Source organism: Rhizobacter fulvus, assembly GCF_964020785.1.
On record NZ_OZ224516.1, the window covers coordinates 5,572,010 to 5,593,006 of the forward strand.

The 20,997-nt window shown below is 67.9% G+C and carries 13 protein-coding genes; 9 read left to right on the plus strand and 4 right to left on the minus strand.

Going from position 1 to position 20,997, the window contains the following annotated elements:
- Positions 1-26 precede the first annotated feature (26 nt).
- From ACWH49_RS26405 to ACWH49_RS26420, 4 genes are read right to left on the minus strand one after another with little or no spacing between them, the layout of a single operon-like run.
- Positions 27-6,386 (minus strand): Ig-like domain-containing protein, encoded by a 6,360-nt coding sequence (locus tag ACWH49_RS26405; protein ID WP_448174145.1) that lies wholly within the window; start codon positions 6,384-6,386, stop codon positions 27-29.
- Positions 6,387-6,435: 49 nt separating this feature from the next.
- Positions 6,436-7,515 carry a WD40 repeat domain-containing protein gene (locus ACWH49_RS26410; RefSeq protein WP_448174146.1) on the minus strand — a complete coding sequence of 360 codons (1,080 nt, stop codon included), beginning with the start codon at positions 7,513-7,515 and terminating at the stop codon, positions 6,436-6,438.
- A gap of 51 nt (positions 7,516-7,566) precedes the next feature.
- Positions 7,567-8,460 carry an XrtA-associated tyrosine autokinase gene (locus ACWH49_RS26415; RefSeq protein ID WP_448174147.1) on the minus strand — a complete coding sequence of 298 codons (894 nt, stop codon included), beginning with the start codon at positions 8,458-8,460 and terminating at the stop codon, positions 7,567-7,569.
- 7 nt (positions 8,461-8,467) lie between these two features.
- Positions 8,468-10,015 (minus strand): XrtA system polysaccharide chain length determinant, encoded by a 1,548-nt coding sequence (locus ACWH49_RS26420; protein WP_448174148.1) that lies wholly within the window; start codon positions 10,013-10,015, stop codon positions 8,468-8,470.
- Positions 10,016-10,188: 173 nt separating this feature from the next.
- On the opposite strand from ACWH49_RS26420, the gene ACWH49_RS26425 reads away from it, so the two are divergent.
- The 9 genes from ACWH49_RS26425 (at position 10,189) to ACWH49_RS26465 (ending at position 20,989) form a co-directional block, all read left to right on the plus strand.
- On the plus strand, positions 10,189-11,421 hold the full coding sequence (locus ACWH49_RS26425; RefSeq protein ID WP_448174149.1) for a sugar transferase: 1,233 nt from the start codon (positions 10,189-10,191) through the stop codon (positions 11,419-11,421).
- A gap of 44 nt (positions 11,422-11,465) precedes the next feature.
- The gene (locus tag ACWH49_RS26430; RefSeq protein ID WP_448174150.1) at positions 11,466-12,446 is read left to right on the plus strand and encodes an NAD-dependent epimerase/dehydratase family protein; all 981 of its coding nucleotides are present in this window, start codon (positions 11,466-11,468) and stop codon (positions 12,444-12,446) included.
- Positions 12,443-13,645, plus strand: coding sequence for a DegT/DnrJ/EryC1/StrS family aminotransferase (locus ACWH49_RS26435; RefSeq protein ID WP_448174151.1), 1,203 nt, complete (start codon positions 12,443-12,445; stop codon positions 13,643-13,645). Before ACWH49_RS26430 ends, ACWH49_RS26435 begins: the two co-directional genes overlap by 4 nt.
- A gap of 13 nt (positions 13,646-13,658) precedes the next feature.
- Positions 13,659-15,239 (plus strand): O-antigen translocase, encoded by a 1,581-nt coding sequence (locus tag ACWH49_RS26440; RefSeq protein ID WP_448174152.1) that lies wholly within the window; start codon positions 13,659-13,661, stop codon positions 15,237-15,239.
- Between the two features lie 137 nt (positions 15,240-15,376).
- Positions 15,377-17,161: a glycosyltransferase family 4 protein gene (locus ACWH49_RS26445; RefSeq protein WP_448174153.1), complete on the plus strand. Its 1,785-nt coding sequence runs from the start codon at positions 15,377-15,379 to the stop codon at positions 17,159-17,161.
- A 24-nt stretch (positions 17,162-17,185) separates the two neighbouring features.
- Entirely contained in the window at positions 17,186-18,394 is a 1,209-nt protein-coding gene (locus tag ACWH49_RS26450) for a glycosyltransferase (protein ID WP_448174154.1), read from the plus strand.
- Positions 18,391-19,206 carry a glycosyltransferase family 32 protein gene (locus tag ACWH49_RS26455; protein ID WP_448174155.1) on the plus strand — a complete coding sequence of 272 codons (816 nt, stop codon included), beginning with the start codon at positions 18,391-18,393 and terminating at the stop codon, positions 19,204-19,206. Before ACWH49_RS26450 ends, ACWH49_RS26455 begins: the two co-directional genes overlap by 4 nt.
- Positions 19,203-20,249, plus strand: coding sequence for a hypothetical protein (locus ACWH49_RS26460; protein ID WP_448174156.1), 1,047 nt, complete (start codon positions 19,203-19,205; stop codon positions 20,247-20,249). The genes ACWH49_RS26455 and ACWH49_RS26460 overlap by 4 nt, the downstream gene beginning before the upstream one ends.
- A 5-nt stretch (positions 20,250-20,254) precedes the next feature.
- Positions 20,255-20,989: a ChbG/HpnK family deacetylase gene (locus tag ACWH49_RS26465; RefSeq protein ID WP_448174157.1), complete on the plus strand. Its 735-nt coding sequence runs from the start codon at positions 20,255-20,257 to the stop codon at positions 20,987-20,989.
- Positions 20,990-20,997: the final 8 nt, after the last annotated feature.

The window sequence follows — 20,997 nt, forward strand, 5'->3', positions numbered from 1 at the left end:
CCGCCACGCCGGCGGCCCGTCGCACGTCAGAACAGACCGGTCGTGAACGACCAGGTCCGGTTGGCGCCCAGTGCATTGCCCGCCAGGTCCTTCACCCGCGGATCGGTCGTTCCGCCCCGGATGGTGACCGTGTAACGAGCGAAGGCCGACAGCGTGGAGTTCGGGTTCAGCGTGACCACGCGGGACGTCGCGTTGTAGGTCACGGTCGCCGCGATCAGCGTGTTGGACGAGTTTCGCAACTGCACGGTCGTGGTGTTGATCGTGGCGGGATCCATCGCCTCGCTGAAGGTGGCCGTCACGTTGGCCGTGCGGCTGACGCTGGTCGCGCCGCTGCCCGGCGAGATCGCGGTGACCGTCGGTGCCGTCGTGTCGGCCGCGACGGTGGTGAAGCTCCACACCCGGTTCGCGGCCATGGCGTTGCCGGCCACGTCCTTCACGCCGGTGCCGACCGTCATCGTGTACGTGGCCGATCCGGCGAGCGCGGCCGAGGGCGTCAACGTCGCGACCCGGGTGGTCACGTTGTAGGCGACCGTCGCGGCGACGAGGGTGTTGGCGGCGTTGCGCAGCTGCAGGTTGGACGCGGTGATCGTCGCCGCGTCCATCGCTTCGCTGAACGTGGCCGTGACCGCCGTCGTGCGGCTCACGCCGGTCGCCCCGCTCGCCGGCGAGACCGCCGTCACGGTGGGCGGCGTGGTGTCCGCTGCGACCGTCGTGAACGTCCACACCCGGTCGGCGACCATCGCGTTGCCGGCCACGTCCTTCACCCCCGACTTCACCCTTGCGGTGTAGACCGTGGCGGCGGCCAGCGTGGCACTGGGTGTCAGCGTCGCCACGCGCGTCGTCGCGTTGTAGGCGACGCTGGCCGCGACGAGCGTGTTCGCGGCATCGCGCAGCTCGACGTTGGCCGCGACCACCGTGCTCGCGTCCATCGCCTCGCTGAAGGTGGCCGTCACGGTCGTCGAACGGCTCACCCCCGTGGCCCCGGAGGCCGGCGTCACGGTGGCCACCGTCGGCGGCGTGGTGTCCGTGCTCCCCCCCGACGGCGAGAACACGACGTCGACCCAGTAGTTCGTGCCCTGGTAGCTCGCGTTCGGGAAGGTCGTGGTGGCGGCGTACGCATAGACGCCGTTGCCGCCGTTCGTGCCGTCCCTCAGCGCGTGTAGCGGCGGGTTGTCGACCGCGGCGGCCGAGAAGCCGTTGTTGTCGCCTGCATAGCGCCCCACCGGCGCGAGGTACGACGCGACGTAGACCGTGTTCGCGGTGATCGCGACCGGCGTCGTGAAGTTCACCTGCTGCCAACCCGACGCCGTCTCGTTGGTGAAGGCCGCGGTGGCGAGCTGGGCGCCGCCGCTGGTCCACAACGTGCCGACGTGCGTGCCGGTGTTTCCGCTGCCCTTGTAGAAGCGGATGCCGCTGATGACGCCGCCGACGTCGGCAGTGAACTTGACGCCGACGTTGACTGCCGCCGCGTCCGCCTCGCTCGCGTTCACCGGGGCGGCCAGCGGCGAGAAGATCGTGCACGGGCAGACCTGCGAGCCCACGGTGACGGACACCCCCGCCGACGGCGTCTCCAGGTTGCCGCTGTCATCGACCGCGCGCGACTTGATCACGGGGGTCGATGCCGCCCCCGGCGTCCACGCGTAGCTCCAGCTCTCCCGGCCGGTCGCCCGGTTCCAGGTGGCGCCGCCGTCGGTCGACACCTCGACGCCGCCGACCACGCCGCCGCCCGTGTCGGAGGCCGTGCCGGTGATCGTGATGGGGCTGCCCGAGCCCACCGTCGCCCCCGAAGCGGGCGAGGTGATCGTCGACACCGGCGCGACCGCATCGGTCGACGCCGCCGCGACGTTGAGGCCCGCCTGCAGCGCGGCCGGCTGCACGCCCATGTCGGCGAACAGGTTTACCGTGGCCTGCTGCATGCGCGGGTCGGCCGGCGTGCTGCCGCGGTCATGGGTGGCATCGAGGCCCCAGCTCCACTGCACCGTGCCGGCGCCGAAAACGCGGGCACCGCTGGCATGCTTGTACAGCGTCAGGGCGTGCGTCACCGTGCCCTGGCCGTACGTGCTGCCGTAGTCGAGCAGCATGCCGCCCGAGGTGATCGCGGTGGTCGACATGCGGAACAGGCCGGCCGGCCGGAAGCCGTTGTCGAGGTCGCTGTCCCACTCGTACCCGAGGGTGCCGATCGGCAGGGTCGCGGTCTGGCCGCTGCCCAGCGCCGCGACGCTGGTGTTGCGCCACAGGCGCATCTTGCCGTCGGCGGCCGGCACCGTGATCGAGTACGGCGTGCCGGTGTCGTTGTTCATGAAGATCGTGCCGGCGAGCGCGTTCTCCGGCCGGCCGCCATCCGACGGCGGCGAGAAGCGCGGATCCCGCCAGGTGCCGGTCCAGGCCGGGGTCGGATCGATCTTCGCGTTGGCCGCGGTCTCCTTGTAGCTCACCAGCGTGCGGTAGGCGGTGCCGGAGCCGTCGATGCTGTTTTCCCAGCGCGTCTTCCAGAAGATCTCGTTGCCGCTGAAGAACGCGAGGTTGACGCCGGCCGCGCGCGCCGCCTCGACGTTGGCGCGCTGTCCGCCGGACCAGTATTCGTCATGCCCGACCGAGAGGAAGGCCTTGTGGTTGAGGATCAGGCTGCCGAATCGGTCGGCGTCGACCCCGGTGAAGTAGGTGACGTGGTAGCCGTTGGCCTCGAGCCAGCGAACCATCGGGTACTCGGCGTTGAAGACCCAGTCCTGCCCGTTGTCCACCGCCCGCGTCGTGAAGGGCCGGTTGTAGCTGACCTTGTAGGCGCGCCCGGCGGGCGAGCCGGTGTACAGGCTGTTGCCGCCGTACTGGTTGTAGGCCTGCCACGTGGTGTCGGACGTCTGGAACAGCAGGTCCGAGGTGCTGGCGTCGTCGCGCACCACGAAGACGATGTGGCTCGCCCCGCCGGTGTCGGGCCGCACCAGGCGCGCGAAGTAGATGCCCGACGCCGCGTCGGCCGGGATCGCCCAGCTGCCCGAGACCGCCCAGTTGCCGCAGTCGACCAGGCCGGTGGCGGTGTCGTTCAGGCACGCGGGCTGGGTCTGCGGCAGCGCGGCAGACGGATTGACGCTCGCCACCTTGCGTGCGCCGAGGCCGCCGTAGTAGCCCATGCGGTAGATGTCGAAGCGGTAGGCCGTCGCCGTCGTCTTGACCTTGAAGCTGACCGTGCTGCCGCGGTTCACACTGATCTGGGTCGCGAACCCTTGCAGCGTCGAATCCCCGGCGCCGCTCACGTCCCACTCAGAGGCCGGATTGCCGCTCTGGCAGTTCTCGGCAACGACCGGATTCGCCGGCGCGGCGCACGCCCCCCCGGCGGCGCCGGTGCTGAACGACCAGCTCGCGGTGGCCGCGAGCGCGTTGCCGGCCACGTCCTTGATGCGCGGATCGGTCGCACCCCCCTTGAGCGCGGCCGTGTAGCTCGTCGACGCGCTCAGCGGCGCCGACGGAAGGAACATCGCCGAGTTCGTCGACGCGTTGTACGACACGGTCCCGGCCACGGCCGCCCCGGAGCCACTGGTCAGCGTGAAGGTGGCGGTGGTCAGCGTCGCCGGATCGATCGGTTCGCTGAACGTCGCCGTGACCGTCGCGCCGAGCGCGACACCGGTGGCTCCGCCGGAGGGCGTGCTCGATGTCACCGTCGGCGGCGTGGTGTCCGGCGGCGCGGCACCGCTCGGCGTGAACGCGACGTCGACCCAGTAATTGGTCGCATTGAAGGTCGACACCGGGAAGGCACTCGACGCGCCATAGGCGTAGACGCCGTTGCCGCCTCCGCCGACGCCGCTCTGCAGCAGGTGGATCGGTGGCCGGTCGACCCCGGCCGAGGCGAAGTAGGCTCCATCGGCTGCGTAGTTGCCAACCGGCGCGAAGTACGACGCGACGTAGACCGTGTTCGCGGTGATCGCCACCGGCGTCGCGAAGTTCACCTGCTGCCAGCCGCTGGCCGTCTCGCCGGTGAAGGTCGCCCGGGCCAGAAGCGTGCCGGTGCTCGTCCAGAGGTTGCCGATGTGCGTGCCGGTGTTGGTGCTGCCCTTGTAGAAGCGGATGCCGCTGACGGTGCCGTTGACGTCGGCGGTGAAGCGCACGCCGAGTTCGACCGAATTGGGGTCGTTGACCGAGGCGGACGCCGGGGTCGCCGTGGCCGCGAAGCCGCCACACGGGCAGTTCGGGAACGCGACCGCACTCGTCGTGAACGACCAGGTCAGGTCGGCGGCCAGTGCGTTGCCGGCGGCATCCTTGACGCGCGGGTCGGCGGCGCCGCCGCGCACCAGTGCCGTGTACGTGGTGGATGCGGCCAGCGGCGCACTCGGGACGAGCGTCGCCGTGCGCGTCGCCGCGTCGTACGTGACGGTCGCCGCGACCAGCGCGCTGGACGCATCGCGCAATTCGAAGGTCGCCGCGCCGATCGTCGACGCGTCCATCGCCTCGCTGAAGGTCACCGCCGGTCGGGCCTGCGCGCTGACGTCGGTCGCGCCGTTGCCGGGCGTCACCAGCGTCGACAGCGGCGCTGCGGCGTCGGTGCCGTAAGTGGCGACATAGTCGCCGGCGTCGGCCGCGAACATCGCGTACTCGACCCCCTTGACGACGCTGACCGTGAAGCTGACTGGCGCACCCGCGCGCGTGATCCCGCTGAGCAGGCCGTTGCCGGCGCGCGTGGGCAGCATGCCCTGCAGGCCGACCGCGGCCGGGTCGCGCGTGATCGAGAAGCCCAGCGCAGATCCATTCCAGCCGAAGGATCCGAACGACGAGGAATTGCGGGCATCCAGCCAGGTCAGCATCTGGCGCGAACTGACGATCGGCACGCCGCGCGCCTGCGCGGCCGCGACCGTGGCGTCGGACTCGGGCGAGGAGACGGCGTCGGTGTGGGCGTTGATCGTGTAGACGCCGTAGTAGCCCTGCGATCCCACGGCGCGGTCCAGCAGCGTGGTGACGGTGAATGGGTACGACTGACCCGATTCGTCGGTCATCTGCGACACCGCCTGGTAGACGTCGACGAAGCTGCCGTCGGTCCGCATGAAACGCATCGGCATCGCCGAACCGGTGAACAGCCCCGGCGCGTCATTGACCCAGCCGGGTGGCCAGAAGTAGTAGGAGGTATCGAGGCGGATGCCGTTGTTGAACTGGACGTCCGCAGCGGTCGTCGCGTCGCTCCACACGATGCAGTGGTGGCGCATCGTGCGCGGCCCGGTGAGGCCGGTGTATTTCGCGCGCCAGTCGGCGAGCTGGCCGCTGTAGAACGAGTCGAGCGACGCGCGGTCGTAATCGGCGCAGCCCGTGTTGATGTGCAGCCCGATCTCGAAGCCGTTGGCGTCGTACTGCACGGCCTGGGCATTGGTGAGCGGCGTGGGCGTGTAGATGTAGGACGTGCCGCGCACGCACTCCCAGTTGGCGACCGAGCAACCGGCCGGACTGGCCGCCGCGAATTGATCGAAGCGGCCGGCGGTGCCCCCGTTGCCGTGGTCGTCCCCGGTCATCACGACGACGGCCTTCTTGCCGTTCGGGAAGTACCAGAAGCGCGGCAGCGGCTTGCGGCTCGCGTTCATCTGCAGGATCAGATTGGCCAGCAGGCGCTGTTGTTCATCCGCCTGCGGGATGGCGACCTTGGTGAGGTCGATCCAGTCCGGCTGGGGGTCGCTCGTTGCGGCGCCGAAGAACTTGTCGTCCGAACGGATCGGCGCGAAGCCGTCGCGCTCCTGGGCCAGCCACGCCGGGTTGCCCTGGCGCGTCGTGACGACCGATTCGGCCAAGTCGAACGCGAAGGCGGCCGCCTTCCCGCTGCCCGCCGCGTTGAGCGTCAGCGCCGGGCTGTTCGTGGCCGCCGTGGCGGTGCTGTACAGCGTGGCCAGGCGCTGCGCGCTGCCGACCGTGTAGAGGTTCGCCGCGCCGTGGTACTGGATGGTCTGGCCGACGATGCCGTTGCCCGGGCTCTTGCCGGTGTCGACGAGAAGGTACGCATTGGACAGCGTGGTGCCGGTCGAGGTGACGCCGAGCAGCGTGTTGAGCGACGCGTCGGGCGCCATCGCGATCAGGTTGCCGCCACTGTTGACCCAGGTGGCGAACATCGAGGCCTGGCCGGCCGCGAGCGGCATGCGCGCCAGGATCACGACGTCGTAGGCGGCGAGCTGGCTGGCGGTGACCGAGGCGATGTCGGCCACCGCGAAGCTGTTGAAGCCCTCGGTGCGCAGGATCTCGGCGTAATACTTGCCGTAGTTGGCGCCAGCGGTCGTGACGACCAGGATGGGGCCGCCCGGCCCCTGCGCCGGGTCGGCGGCAACCGCCGCGCCGGTCACGCCGAACAGACCGCCGACGAGCACCGCGGCCGCCAACATCATCCGCGCGAACGCGGCCCGGACCCCTGCAAGCTCTTTCATCGTCGTTCCTTGGGTTCAACCTGCGCCGTCGACCTGGGGACTCGCCGCCTCAGGTCTTCCCGCGCTTGATCGTCTTGGCCGAGACCTGCCCCTGGTCGTCACCGACCAGCAGCAGCGTCGGGTCCCGCACGTCGAACGCGATCGCATTGACCGCGGTCCCGGGGGCCGCGAATTCCTGAGTCAGGGCGTGCTGCGCGACGTCCCAGACCGAGACGGTGCCGTCGGCGCCGCCACCGGCCAGCACCGCGCCATCACGGCTGAATGCCAGCGTGCGGACGGCCGCCCGCTGCCCGCTCAGCGCCTGCACCTGCTGGCCGCTCGCGATGTCCCAGACGATGACCTTGCCGTCCTCGCCGGCGCTCGCGAGCAGCCTCCCGTCGGGGCTGAACGCCAGCGCGTTCACCTCGTCGGCATGACCGAGGAGCACGCGCACCAGCTTGCCGCCCGCCGTGTCCCAGACCTGGATGCGGGCATCGCCGCCCCCGCCGGCCACCAGGCGCCCGTCCGGCGTGAAGCTGAGCGCGTTGACGAAATCGGTCGCGCCGCGCAGCACCCGCACAAGGCGGCCGGTGGTCGTGTCCCACAGCATCACGCGGGTCTCCTCGCCGCCGGCGGCCACCAGCGTGCCGTTGCTGTTTGCGGCCAGGGCGCGCAGGACACCTTCGTGCCCTTGCAGCGTCAGCGGCACATCGCCGGCGCCGACGCGCCAGAGCTTCACCGCACTGTCGCGACCCGCGCTCAGCAGGTTCCGGCTGTCGGCGCTGAACAGCAGCCCGGCACTCGCCGGTCCACCGGCGGCCTTGAGCAGCTTCTTGATCTTCAGGCTGCCCGGGTCGAGCACGCTGACGCCGCCGTCCGACGTCGCGATGCCGATCGAGCCGCCGTCGGGGGCGACCGCGATCGCGGTGACGCCCTTGCGCGCGAGCGATCTGGCCTTCGGCTTCTTGGCCGCGCTGAGGGCCTTCGCGGTCGGCGCTTCCACCGCGGCTGCGGTCGCGACCGCGGCGTCGGCCGCGGCGCGCTCCTCGCGGGCGTCGTCGCCTCCGCCGCAGGCCGCGAGCACGAGGCCGACGGTCGTGCACGCCGCGAGCCTGCGGACGCGGCGGATCGGATCGGTGGCAATCTTCATGGGCAACTCCTGAACCCTGTCAAAACCGCGTGGCGCCCGGTGTCGCCGGGCTCAGCCGGCGTACTCCCCGTAGCCGTACGGCACACGTGCCTCGCTCGACTTGTTCAGCACCGACATCACGAGCGGACACTTCTCGAGCTCCGTCAAGGCCTGCGCCACCGCCCGGCGCGGCGTCGCGGCGGCCTCGACCACCAGCAACACCTGGCCGACCCACGACGCGAGCACCTTGGCCTCGCTGGTGACGAGCAGCGGCGGCGCGTCGAAGATCACGATCCGATCGCGCCCGTCGGCCGCGAGCGAATCCAGCAACGCGGCCATCGCATCGCTGGCGAGCAGTTCGGTGGAGACCGCGCTGCGCCGGCCGGCGGTCAGGATCGACAGCTTGGGCACATTGGTCTCGCACACGAGGTCGGTCCACGAGCGGCTCGGATCGGCGAGCAGGTCGAGCAGGCCCTCGTCGGCGTCGAAGCCGAGCCGCTTCGGCAGTTCGCCCCGCAGGACATCGGCGTCGACCAGCAGGACCGAGGTATCGATCTCGAGGGCGCAGCTCATCGCGAGGTTGATCGCGGTGAAGGTCTTGCCCTCGCCCGGCAGCGCACTCGTGACCATGATCATCGACCGCCTGCCGTCCGCCGCATCGGCGCCGCGCGCATGGCGCAGCAAAGGCCGCTTGATCTGGCGGAACTCCTCGGGGATCGACGAGCCGGCGTGCTGCTCGCCCAGCCACCCGAAACGCTTCAGCGCGTCCAGATCCAGTTCGACGCGCGGCCGCCGCGCGCCGCTGGCCGTGCCGGCAGGCCGATCACGCACCTCGGGGTGGATCGGCTCCACCCGCGGCAGGGCGCGCACGGTGGGCGCCCTGGCGGCCGCGGTCGCCCAGGGCACCGCCAGCCCCGCCTGCTCGAGTTGCTCCAGCCGCCGCGTCGCTTGCTCGATGATGCTCATGGGGTTCTCACTGCACCGGGGCTCGGGTGGCCATCCACGCGACCCACAGGACCTGGGTGACGACCAACAGGCCGAGCAACGCCCAGAAGGACGGAAGGCCCGCCGAACGGGCATCGCCCATCGCGCCCTGGAGGGACAGCGAACCCAGCACGGGCCGAGCCGAAAACTGGCGCAGCGAGGCGGTGTCTTCAAAGGTCGGATGCATCATGTCGACGAACACCGCGGCAGCCACACCGGCGACCAGCGACACGAACAGGACCAGCACCGCGAAGTGGATGCGCGCGGGAAACACGGGCTGCGCCGCGGTCCGCGCCGGCTCGATCAGGCGGAACTCGGCGAGCTGGGACGATTCGTCGAGCCGTTCGCCCAATGTGGCCGACTCGCGCCGAGCGACCAGCACCTCGTAGTTCTTGCGGATCACGTCGTAATCGCGATTGAGCTGCGCCAGCTCCGCCTCGACCTGCGGCAGGCGGCCTGCCATCGCCCGCGTCTGCTCCAGGCGCGCCTGCTGGGCGGCGAGCTGCGATCTCAGCGACGCGACCTGCACCTCGTTCTCGGCCAGCGAGACGCGCAACTTCTGGTAGACCGGGCTGGTCGCCGCCTTCCCCTGCTTGATGCCCAGGCGGGTCGCGGCTTCCTTGCGGGCGCGATTCTCGGCCTCGATCTCGGCGATCGTGCGGCGCGTGCTCAGCACGTCGGGGTGCGCTTCCGTGTAGCGGCGCAACAGGTCGTCGAGCCGGCGGCGCTGCTCGTCGAGACGCGATTCACCGTCGCTGCCACTCCCGCGCGCCAGCATCTCCGCGGGCAGCTGCGGGTCTTCCGACTCGAGCTCGCGCCGGTAGGTGTTGCGCGCCTGCTCCGCGGCGTTCAGTTCGACCCGCAGCTTGCTCACCTCCTCGCCGAGCGTCGAGATGCGCAGGAAATAGTCCTGATTGGACACGCCCGAGACGCCGAAATTGCGGACCTTGAAGTCCTTCAACCGATTCTCGGCGTCGGTCAGCTTGACCTCGTACACGGCGATCTGCTCGTCGATGAAACGGGCCGCCTCCTGCGAGTCGCGCTTCTTGGAACCGGTCCCGGAGTTCATGAACAGGTCGACGGTCGCCTGCACGACGTTGCGCGCGTCGGCCGGCGCCGTGCCCCGGTAGGTGATCTCGAACAGGTTGCTCGACGCGGTCGGCACGATCTTGATCCGTTCCATCAGCCGGAGGGCCGTCGCCTCGCGCTTCGCGGGGTCGGTCTCGCCCAGGTTCAGATCGGGGCGCTCCATCAGCTTCTCGACGTTGGCGCGCGAGATCAGCGTGCGGGCGAGCATCGCCACCTGCTGATCGATGTCGGGCTGGTAGGTCAGGCCGGTCATCAGCGGCTTGAGGACCGTCTGGGTGTCGACGAAAATCCGCGCGGTGGCCTGGTAGCGGTTGGGCACGAACTGGACGGCGACCGCGCCCAGCACGGCCACCACCGTGCTGACCCCGAGCGCGAGCCGGCGCCGCTTGAGCACCTGTTGCGCGATGTGCCGAACGTTCGCGACGAACGCCTCGATCGGGTTGTCCACTGCCTGACTGCCTTTCCGCGGGCGCTGACCGCCGGCGATGCCTCGAGTCCGTCGAACCCCCATAGAGCGACAGCCCGGACTCAGTTGTATGGGGGCACCCGCGTCGCGCGCTTGCGAAAACGCAATGGGACCGGAGGCGCTTCGCGCATCCTGATGGCAACGAGGTCGACCACATGCCTGACGCCCAAGCCGCCACCGCCAACCCGAGCCTGACGGAGCGATCCCCGATCCTCTCCCCGGCGAGCGACGCGAGGCCGTCCCACGAGGGCGCGACGCTACGGAACGTCGCCGGCCGCCTGCGCACCTCACGCCGCCTGCGTGCGGTGGAGTGGGATCGTCAGGCACCGCCCGATGCCGGTCGGGCGCGCACCACGTTGCCGAGCAACGACTTCCTGAAGGACCTGACGCGCGAAACGCGTCGCGCCGAGCGCTCGCACACACCGCTGTCGCTGCTGGTGTTCCGCATCGACGACACCCGACCGGACGACGCATTCGGTGCCGACAGCCTGCTCGAACTGCTGCACTGCACGACCCGAGCGACCGACATCATCGGCCTGCAGCAGGACCGGGCCGTGGCGGTGCTCTGCCCGGACACCGACGAAGCCGGCATGCAGGCTTTCATGGACAAGGTGCGAACGCAGTGCGGCGGCGCCACCCTGAACGTCGAAACCGCCACCTACCCGGACGCGCTGTTCGAGAGCCTGGGCACCGGCACGCGGCCGCGGCCGGCGGCAGCCCCGTTCATCGCCCGGGACGGCACGCAGCGCAGCAACGGCACCTACGCGGCCAAACGCCTGCTCGACGTCGTAGGCGCCTCGCTCGCACTCATCTTCTTCGCCCCGTTGATGCTCGTCGTCGCGCTGGTCATCGCGACGACGTCGCGCGGGGAGGTGATCTTCCGTCAGACCCGGCTCGGCAAGGGCGGCGTGCCCTTCACGTTCTACAAGTTCCGCTCGATGATTCCGCGCGCCGACGACGCGATCCACCGCGCCTATGTCGCGAGCCTGATCAAGGACGCGGTGCCGGCCGGCGCCCCCGGCTCGGGCGCCCCCTACAAGCTCCAGCACGACCCGCGCGTGACGTGGATCGGCCGCCTGATCCGCAAGACGAGCATCGACGAGTTGCCTCAACTCTTCAACGTGCTGAAGGGCGAGATGAGCCTGGTCGGGCCGCGTCCGCCGATCCCGTACGAGGCGGCGCAATACGAGCCGTGGCACCTGCGCCGCGTCCTCGACCTGAAGCCCGGCATCACCGGCCTGTGGCAGGTCGAAGGCCGCAGCCGCGTGACCTTCAACGACATGGTGCGGATGGACCTGCGCTACTGCCGCGAGTGCTCGCTCGCGCTCGACATCCGGATCCTGCTCCGCACCGTGCTCGTCGTGGCGCGCTGCGAGGGTGCGGTCTGACGCAATCCCCGGCTTCCAGAGACGACCACGAGACCTGACCGACCATGAACATCGACGGCGCGCGCATCCTCGTCACCGGCGGAGCCGGTCTGATCGGCTCGACCACGGTCGACCTGCTGCTGCGCGAGCACGATCCGCTCCAGATCGTGATCCTCGACGACCTGGTGCGCGGCTCGCGCGCCAACCTCGAACACGCACTGCGCGACCCGCGCGTCAGCTTCGTGCGCGGCGACATCTGCGACGTCGCCACCGTGCGCGAGGCGAGTGCCGGCATCGATGCGGTGATCCACCTCGCGGCGCTGCGCATCACCGCCTGCGCGGCGGACCCGCGCCGCGCGCTGCAGGTGATGTGCGACGGCAGCTTCAACGTCGTCGACGCAGCGCAGAAGGCCGGCGTGAAACGCGTCGTGGCCGCGTCGTCGGCCTCGATCTACGGCCTGGCCGACTCGTTTCCGACCCGCGAAGACCACCACCCCTACAACGACGCCACCTGGTACGGCGCGAGCAAGGTGATGCTCGAGGGCCTGCTGCGCTCCTACCACGCGATGTACGGCCTGCCGTTCGCGGCGATGCGCTACTTCAATGTCTACGGCCCGCGCATGGACATCCACGGCAAGTACACCGAGGTGCTGATCCGCTGGATGGAGCGCCTCAACGAGGGGCAGCCACCGCTGATCCTCGGCGACGGACTGCAGACGATGGACTTCATCTACATCGACGACGTCGCGCGCGCCAACGTGCTCGCGCTGCGCGCCGACACCGCCGCCGAGGCCTTCAACGTCGCCAGCGGTACCGAGACCTCGCTGCGCGACCTGGCCGCCGCGCTCTCCGCGGCGATGGACCGCAGCGACCTGACCCCGGTCCACGGCCCGGAACGCAGCATCAACCCAGTGTCGCGCCGACTGGCCGACACGACCAAGGCCGAACGCATGCTGGGATTTCGTGCCCGGGTGGGACTGGGCGATGGCCTGAGGCGGCTCGTGGCGTGGTGGCACGAGGCCCGGCAGTTCGAGGCACACGCATGATCCCGATCGCCAAGCCGGTGATGGGCGACGCCGAAGCCGAGGCCGCGCGTCGCGTGATCCTCAGCGGCTGGATCACGCAAGGTCCGGAGGTGGCGGCCTTCGAGAAGGAGTTCGCCGAGTACGTCGGTGCGCCGCACGCCTGCGCGGTCTCGAACTGCACCACCGCGCTGCACCTGGCCTTGCTGGTGGCGGGCGTGAAGCCCGGCGACGAGGTCATCACCGTCAGCCACTCCTACATCGCCACCGCCAACAGCATCCGCTACTGCGGCGCGACGCCGGTGTTCGTCGACATCGAGCCCGACACCTTCAACATCGATCCCGCACTGATCGAGCCGGCCATCACTGCGAGGACCCGCGCGATCCTCTGCGTGCACCAGATCGGCATGCCCTGCGATCTGGCCCGCATCGTGCCGATAGCGCGCAAGCATGGCCTGCCTTTGATCGAGGACGCCGCTTGCGCGATCGGCAGCGAGATCCAATGGAACGGAGAGTGGGAAAAGATCGGCAAGCCGCATGGGGACGTGGCGTGCTTCTCGTTCCACCCGCGCAAGGTCATCAGCACCGGCGATGGCGGCATGCTGACGACCCGGCACGCCGACTGGGACCGGCAGTTCAAGCTGCTGCGGCAGCATGCGATGAGCGTTCCCGACACCGTGCGCCACGGATCGAACCAGGTGATCTTCGAGTCGTACCCGACGGTCGGTTTCAACTACCGGATGACCGATATCCAGGCCGCGGTGGGGCGCGAGCAGCTTGAGCGGTTGCCGAGGATCGTCGCGGAACGCCGCGCGCTAGCGAAGCGCTATGCGGGATTGCTAGCAGGGACTCCGGACCTCGGTCTGCCACCGGAACCGACGTGGGCGCGGAGCAACTGGCAGAGCTTTGCTGTTCGATTGACCGATCGGCTGGATCAGCGCGCAGTCATGCAGACCCTGCTCGATTCGGGCATCAGTACACGTCGCGGCATCATGTGCAGCCATCGGGAACCGGCGTACCGAGACCAGCCCCTCGCGCATCCGCTGACGCAGTCCGAACTGGCCCAGGACCAAGTCGTTCTGCTTCCGCTCTATCCCGGGATGAGCGGCGGAGACCAACGCCGAGTGGCGCAGGCGCTGCGCGGCGCTTGCGTGCCGATCGCGAGCGCGCGAGACATCAGCGTGACCCATGGCCACGTGGCCAGCGCCGCCCAAGCGCCTTGATTACCGCGGCGCCATGGAACTTGCGCAAGAATCGCCGGCGGGCGCCGCCGTCGTGACGCCGAAGCAGGCTCACGACTGCGCTGACCGACCCGGCGTGGGCGCCCGCAACAGCTACCGCCAGATCCTCCTTTCGTCGGCCATCATCGGCGGCTCGTCGATTGCCAACATGGTGATCGGTCTGGTCCGCACCAAGGCCATGGCCCTGATGCTGGGCCCGGGCGGACTCGGCCTCATGGGTGCATTGAATGCCGTGTCCGACCTGGCGCGGATACTGGCCGAACTGGGCATCAACAACAGTGGCGTGCGCCAGATCGCGGAGTCGGTCGGCACCGGCGACGTTCGAAAGATCGCGCGCACGGTGATAGTGCTGCGCAGGGGGGCGGTGGTGCTCGGGCTACTGGGCGGCGGCCTCCTCGCCGCGTTCGCCGCACCGGTCGCGGCCATCACGTTCGGGAACGAAGCGCATGCCTGGGCCGTGGCCATCATGGGCCTGGCGATCTTCTTCCGGCTGGTGGCCGACGGCCAGGGTGCACTGCTGCAGGGAATGCGGCGCATCGGTGACATTGCGAGGATCAACATTTTCAGCGCACTCGCGGGTTCGGCGCCGGCGATTGCGCTGGTCTACTGGCTCGGGGAGCGCGGCGTCGCCCTTGCACTCGTGAGCGGGACAGCCGCCTACATGATCACCTCCTGGTGGTACACGCGCCAAGTGCGCGTCGAACCGGTCACGATGTCCTTCAGCGAGGCGGCCGAGGAAACCAGGGTGCTGCTTCGCCTGGGTCTCGCCTTCATGGCCAGTGCGCTGCTCACCATGGGTGCGGCCTACGCCGTGCGCCTCATCCTCATCGCCAGCAACGGCCTCGAGGGCGCCGGGCTCTTCCAGGCGGCGTGGGCCGTGGGAGGCCTCTACGTGACCTTCGTCCTCCAGGCGATGGGGGCGGACTTCTATCCTCGGCTCGTCGCCGCGTCGAACGACAACGCCGAGTGCAACCGGCTCGTCAACGAGCAGGCGATGGTGAGCCTGCTGATGTCCGGCATGGGCGTCGTGGCCACGTTGACCCTGGCGCCCTGGGTGGTGACCCTGCTCTACAGCGCAAAGTTCACGCCGGCGACCGAACTGTTGCGCTGGGTTTGCCTCGGCATGGCCCTGCGCGTGATCACTTGGCCGCTGGGCTACATCCTCGTGGCCAAGGGAAGGCGGACCCAGTTCGTGATGGCGGATCTGCTGTGGACCTTGGTGAACATCGGGCTGACCTGGGTGTGCGTGCAATGGTTCGGACTAGTCGGTGCGGGGATGGCCTTCTTCGGCTCCTATCTCTTCCACTTCTGCGTGGTGTATCCGATGTGCCGCCGCGCGAGCGGCTTCCGCTGGTCAAGCGCTACGGCCCGGACGGCGGTGGCCTTTGTCACCGTCATCGCGGCCGTCCACGTTGCATTTCTCTGGTTTTCCCCATCGATCGCGCTCGCGTTCGGGCTCGTCGCAGTGGTCGCGAGCGCGTTGATCTCGTTGATCGCCCTTCGCCGCTTGGTCTCGCCTCAGCGTCTCCCGAAGAGATTTGCTTGGCTGCTTCGCTTCGGGAGAGGGCAAGGATGATCTGGTTCACGGCACATCACTGCCACAACCGGGGTCTAACGACACCGTCCTTGCTTCGCCAGCCATATGTTGCTGCAGGCTGCCGACTTTCAGTACGCGTCGCACGCGTCGCGACGTCCCCATACCGGACCCACTGAATGCAATACATCCCGAATGCCCCCGCAGACTGGTTGATCGATCAGGAGTTGGATTTCGCCGATGCTGTCGCGGATTGGTTCCTGGATGAAGCGGACCAAAATCTGGCCAACGACGCCGTGGAGTCATCTCTGCGCAATGCCCACATCGCCGCTAGCGTGCTGACACGTCAGAACCGACGGTTGACCTGTGCTCGCCTGGAACATCTGCTGCAGCGGGTGGCAGACCGCCCAGAACTCGAAGCGCATTGCGGCGATGAAAAGTCGACTCGGCAAACCGGCAAAAAAGTCTGCCTGCATGTGTTGGAGGAAGCCCTGCCGGCCGGGGGCTTGACGGCGATGGCCGTGCGCTGGATTGAGAACGACAGTGTCGAACGCGTCCATTGCGTGGCATTGGTTGCTCAGCAATCACCGCTACCACAACGAGTTTTAGACGCGACCCAGGCATCCGGAGGTGAAGTTTGGAGCCTAGGCGAAAACCCTTCATTCGTCGAGCGCGCCGCTTGGCTGCGCGGGTTGGCACTACATGTCGCCGATGTAGTGATACTCCATGTCGGCGTCTCCGACACCGTTTTCGGCGCTGCGTTCGGCCGTTCGGGCGGGCCACCCGTTCTCCTCGTCAACCATGCTGCCCACATCTTCTGGGTCGGGTCGACGATCGCAGACGTGATCGTGAACTGCCGCGGTTCGGACCTGGAAACGCGATGGGCGCATCGCCACCGAGGCGCTCCCGCCACAACGGTTCCGATTCCCCTGCCGGCAATGAAGCCGGCCCTCACCGCGGATCCCGACATGTTTCGGTCCCTGAAGGCCGGCCTCGGGGTACCAGAAAGCGCTAAAGTGTTGCTTACGGTCGGCGCGAGCTTCAAGTACGGGCAGACCGAGCGCCTCGACTTTCTCGCCGCGATCAAGTGCGTGTTAGAGCGGGTGGCAGACGCACATCTTGTTGCCGTGGGTGTTGTCGGCGATGTGCGTTGGGCTTCTGCTTCGGCTGGCCTCGGCGGTCGCATTCACACGCTCGGTTTGGTCGATCAAACGACGCTCGCACGGCTGCACGCGATCTCGGACGTGTATGTTGAAGGCTTTCCGTTCGGCACGACGACGTCGCTGCTCGAAGCGGGCCTGCGCGGCGTTCCGGTGGTCCTCGCGCCCGCCGAATCACCTCCCCCGTATGGATCTGACGGCGTGGCGCTGGACGCAGTGCTGGTACGACCGCCGGACATGCAGGCTTACCGAAACGCAATCGTGTCATTACTGGAATCAGCAGACGAACGTCGCAGGCTGGGCGACGAACTGGCCGCTTCGATCCGGAAGCATCACACGGGGAGCGGATGGCAGGCCCATCTGCATGAGGCACTTCAAGCGGCGCCGCAGGTGCATGCGGTCCGGCCCGCGTTGGATGCCGAGAAGACGAGTGCAGACATTTACCGCCATTGGGCAGAGTTCATCGACCAGACAGACTCGCCTTACGCGGAATCCCTTGAGCACGCAGTAGTCCGCGCCATGCTGCTGGGTCTTCGACCTACGTTTACCGAGAAGTTGGCGCAGCAGTGTCGACAGGCCTCCCTGTTCCGCGGCGGCCGAAGTATTCACGCCATCGTTTTGGAGCCACTACTTAATCGGCTCTTGCCTCTCCTGCCTGTGACACTGGCACTGCCAGTGTTCCGTCTTTTGGCTTTCCTTTGTCGGAGCAGACTTACTTCTCGAACTCTATCCAAGTTGCTTCCTGACTCTGGCAAGCAGCGCAATCGCAACTCCTACGCCGTGTACCACGATATCGGCAGATGATTTCTGAAGCAGATATTCACTGTCATGGAACTCATGAAGCCCAACGCTAGGTCCAAGCAGACTTGCCCCGATGGTTCGCAATCCTCGGCGTTACCTAGGACGGTGGTTCACTATGTCGACGCTGCGACCTTCGGTGGCGTGGAGCAGGTTGTCTTGATGCTCTTGTCACGCCTCGATCGAAGTCATTGGCGTCCGCTACTTTATATGCACGGCAATCCCGGCATTGCCAGGTTGGTGGCGGGGGCCCGAGAGCTTGGTGTCGAATGCAGGTCTGTCCCACTGCCCCGGCACGCCGGGGACCTCGCAGCATGGCAGGCATTTCGCAACCAGCTCTTGATTGACCAGCCAGCTGTCTTTCATGCGCACTTGAGCTGGCCTCTTGGCTGTCGACACGGCATCGTCGCGGCGAAGCTGGCGCGAAAGCCATACGTCGTCGCCACAGCGCACCTGTACTTTCCACTCGACGGCATTTCCTGCGCCAGGGTTAAGCAATGGATACAGGCGACGGCCATCGATCAATATATCGCCGTATCTTCCGAAGTCGCTATGCGGCTGTGCAACGAACTGCATGTGCCTCGAAACAAAGTAAACGTCGTACGCAATGGCATCGAGACAAGCGTTGCTTCGCACTCGAACGCCTCTGACCTGCGGAAACACTTGCTGGAGGGAAAAGACCTACGGATCGTATTGACTGTAGCCCGACTTCATCGTCAGAAAGGACTCGATTTCCTCCTAGAGGCCGCCACCACCGTTCCCAATACCTTGTTCTTACTGGCTGGCGACGGTCCCGAGCGCCAACGACTGCAGGCTCGAATTCAGGAACTCGGCCTAGGTGGGCGCGTTCGGCTCCTAGGGCACCGAAATGACGTGGCCGCCTTGCTCGATGCATGCGATTTGTTTGTACTGCCTTCCCTATATGAAGGACTTCCGCTTGGTGTGTTGGAAGCAATGGCTGCAGCCAAACCTGTAGTCGCAACGTCTATTGGCGGAACAGACGAAGCGGTGATCGATGGTGTGACGGGACGTTTGGTCCCGGCTGCCGACAGCGGAAGACTCGCTGCCGCTATTAACGAACTTTTGACGGATTGCACCCTTGCACGCCGCATGGCAGAAGAGGGTCAATTACGAGTCCGACAGCAATTCTCAGCCGACGCTATGGCCCGCGGCGCGCAAGCGATCTACTGCTTGGATCGCAGCGCGTCAGGTCAACATACTGCATGCAAAGCCCAATGAAGGCGCCAAGCATCCCCAAGCGAATCATCCAAACCGGCAAGTCGCGCGACCTTGCAATGGTCGCCCGGGCGTCGACCGCCAGTGTGCGGGCGCTGAACCCGGACTTCGAGTACCTGTTCTTCGACGACGCCGATGTCGAGAATTTCATCGACTCGCAGTTTCCGCAATATCGCTCGCTGTTCGACGCGTTTCCGTACCGCATCCAGAAGTACGACTTTTTCCGCTATCTGTCCGTGTATCGGTACGGCGGCTTCTATTTCGACCTCGACCTCTTCCTGGCTCGCGGACTCGAGGACCTGTGCCCGAAAGGCTGCGTGTTCCCGTTCGAGGAGTTGTCGATCCACGCGCTTCTGCGCGACCGCCACGGGATGGACTGGGAGATCGGCAACTACGCGTTCGGCGCCGCCGCCGGCCACCCCTTCCTCGGCGCCATCATCGAGAACTGCGTCCGCGCGCAGCGCGAGCCGTCGTGGCCGGCCGCGATGTGGCGGCCGATTCCGCACATGTTTCGCGAGGAGTTCTACGTGCTGGACACCACCGGGCCCGGCCTCGTGTCGCGCACACTGGCGGAGTTCCCCGACGCGACCGCGCACGTGCACGTTCTCTTTCCGCCCGACGTGTGCGACGAGCGGCATTGGCACCAGTTCGGCGACTATGGTGTCCACATGCAAGAGGGCAGCTGGCGCAGTCGTCAAAGCCTGTGGAGGCGCACCCTCGGCCGACTCTGGGAGGGTCGTTTGCGGGCCGAGGGGTTGGCTGCTGCGCGTCGCCGCGGCCCGCTTCGCACCCTCGCGTTCGGGGATCCCCGATGAGTCGCCCGGCAGGCCCCGCTGCGTCCGTGGTGCTTACGCCGTCGGTCCGGCGGCCGGCGGGCGACCGCGCACGCCGCGGCGGCTGGCGCATCGCTGCCTTCCTGAGTCTGGTCGTCGCCCTGGCGTTCGCACTCGACGCATTCATCGGCTTCGGCCTGCGGAGCGTCTCGACGGGCGACTTCGGCGAGTGGAACCGCATCGTGGACGGGCGAATCAACGCCGACATCGTCATCAGCGGCTCGTCGCGCGCGCTGACGCACTACGACCCGCGGCTGCTTGCTTCGGCGACCGGGCTGTCGGCCTACAACATCGGCCTCAACGGCTCGCAGACCGACATGCAGCTGGCGCGGTTGAAGACCTACCTTCGCCACAACCGCAAGCCTCGACTGGTGATCCACAACCTGGACGCCTTCAGCTTCCAGGTGAGCCACGACGGCGTGTATGACCCGGGGCAATACGTTCCCTATCTCCGCGAGCCCGACCTGTACGACGCGCTGGTGCGCATCGATGCGGACGCGTGGAAGGCCCGTCTGCTGCCCCTGTACGGCTACGCCGCGCAGGACCTGCGATTCGGCTGGCTGCAAGGGCTGCGCCAATGGTTGCGCCCGCCCGCGGCGCCGACGCACTTTCGGGGCTACCAGCCGCGGGACACGGAATGGACTGGGGAGTTCGACCGATTTCGCGTCCGTCATCCCGAGGGGGTGAACGTCGGCATCGAGCCGGCCGGCGTCGCCCGGATGGAAGAATTGCTGCGCCTGTGCGCCACGCAAGGCATCCGCGTGGTGCTGGCGTATTCGCCCGAATACCGCGAGATGCAGGCCCTCACGATAAACCGCGCGGAGATCTTCGCGCGCTTCGCGGCCCTGAGCAACCAGTACGACGCGGTGCTGCTGGATTTCGCGGACTCGCCGATCTCCTCGCGGGCCGCGTACTTCTACAACTCGCAGCACCTCAACACCGTCGGCGCCGCAGCGTTCACGCACGAGCTGGTGGCGCGGCTGAACGCTGACGGGGTTCTCGCAGGGCTGAACGGAGAGCGCTGACCACCATGCTGATCGTCAATGCCGACGACCTCGGACGCCGCCCGCAGGATACGGACAGCGCGCTGGCCTGCCACGCGCGCGGCCGCATCGACTCGGCCAGCGCGATGGTCCACATGGCCGACTCCGAGCGGGCGGCGGGACTCGCGCGCGCGGCGGATCTGCGCGTCGGGCTGCACCTGAACCTGTCGGAGCCGTTCACGGCCGATGTGCACCCGCAGCTGCGTGCGAGCCATGCGCGCGTCTGCCGTTTCCTGCGCAGCAGCAAGTACGCGCTCTTGCTGTACCGCCCCTTCCTCGCCGACGACTTCGCGCGGGTCGTGGATGCCCAGTTCGCCGAGTTCCAGCGGCTCTATGGACGCGAGCCGGCGCATGTCGACGGCCACCAGCACATGCACCTGTGCACGAACGTGCTGTGGCAGCGCCTGCTGCCCGAAGGCGTGAGGGTGCGGCGCAGCTTCTCGTTCGCGCCCGGACAAAAGAGCGCCCTGAACCGCCTGTACCGGGCCCTGATCGATCAGACGCTGGCCAGGCGGCATCTGCTGGTGGACCAGTTCTTCTCGCTGTCGCAACAGCTGAGCGCGGCGCGTCTCGACGCGGTCGCGGCGCTCGCGCGCGACCGCGACGTCGAGTTGATGGCCCACCCCGCCTGGCGGCTCGAATACGACTACCTGATGAGCGACGCCTTCGCGGCGCTGCTGCAGACGCTGTGGGCGCCCAGCCCCCGGCGGCCTCAACCCTGACCGGTCGA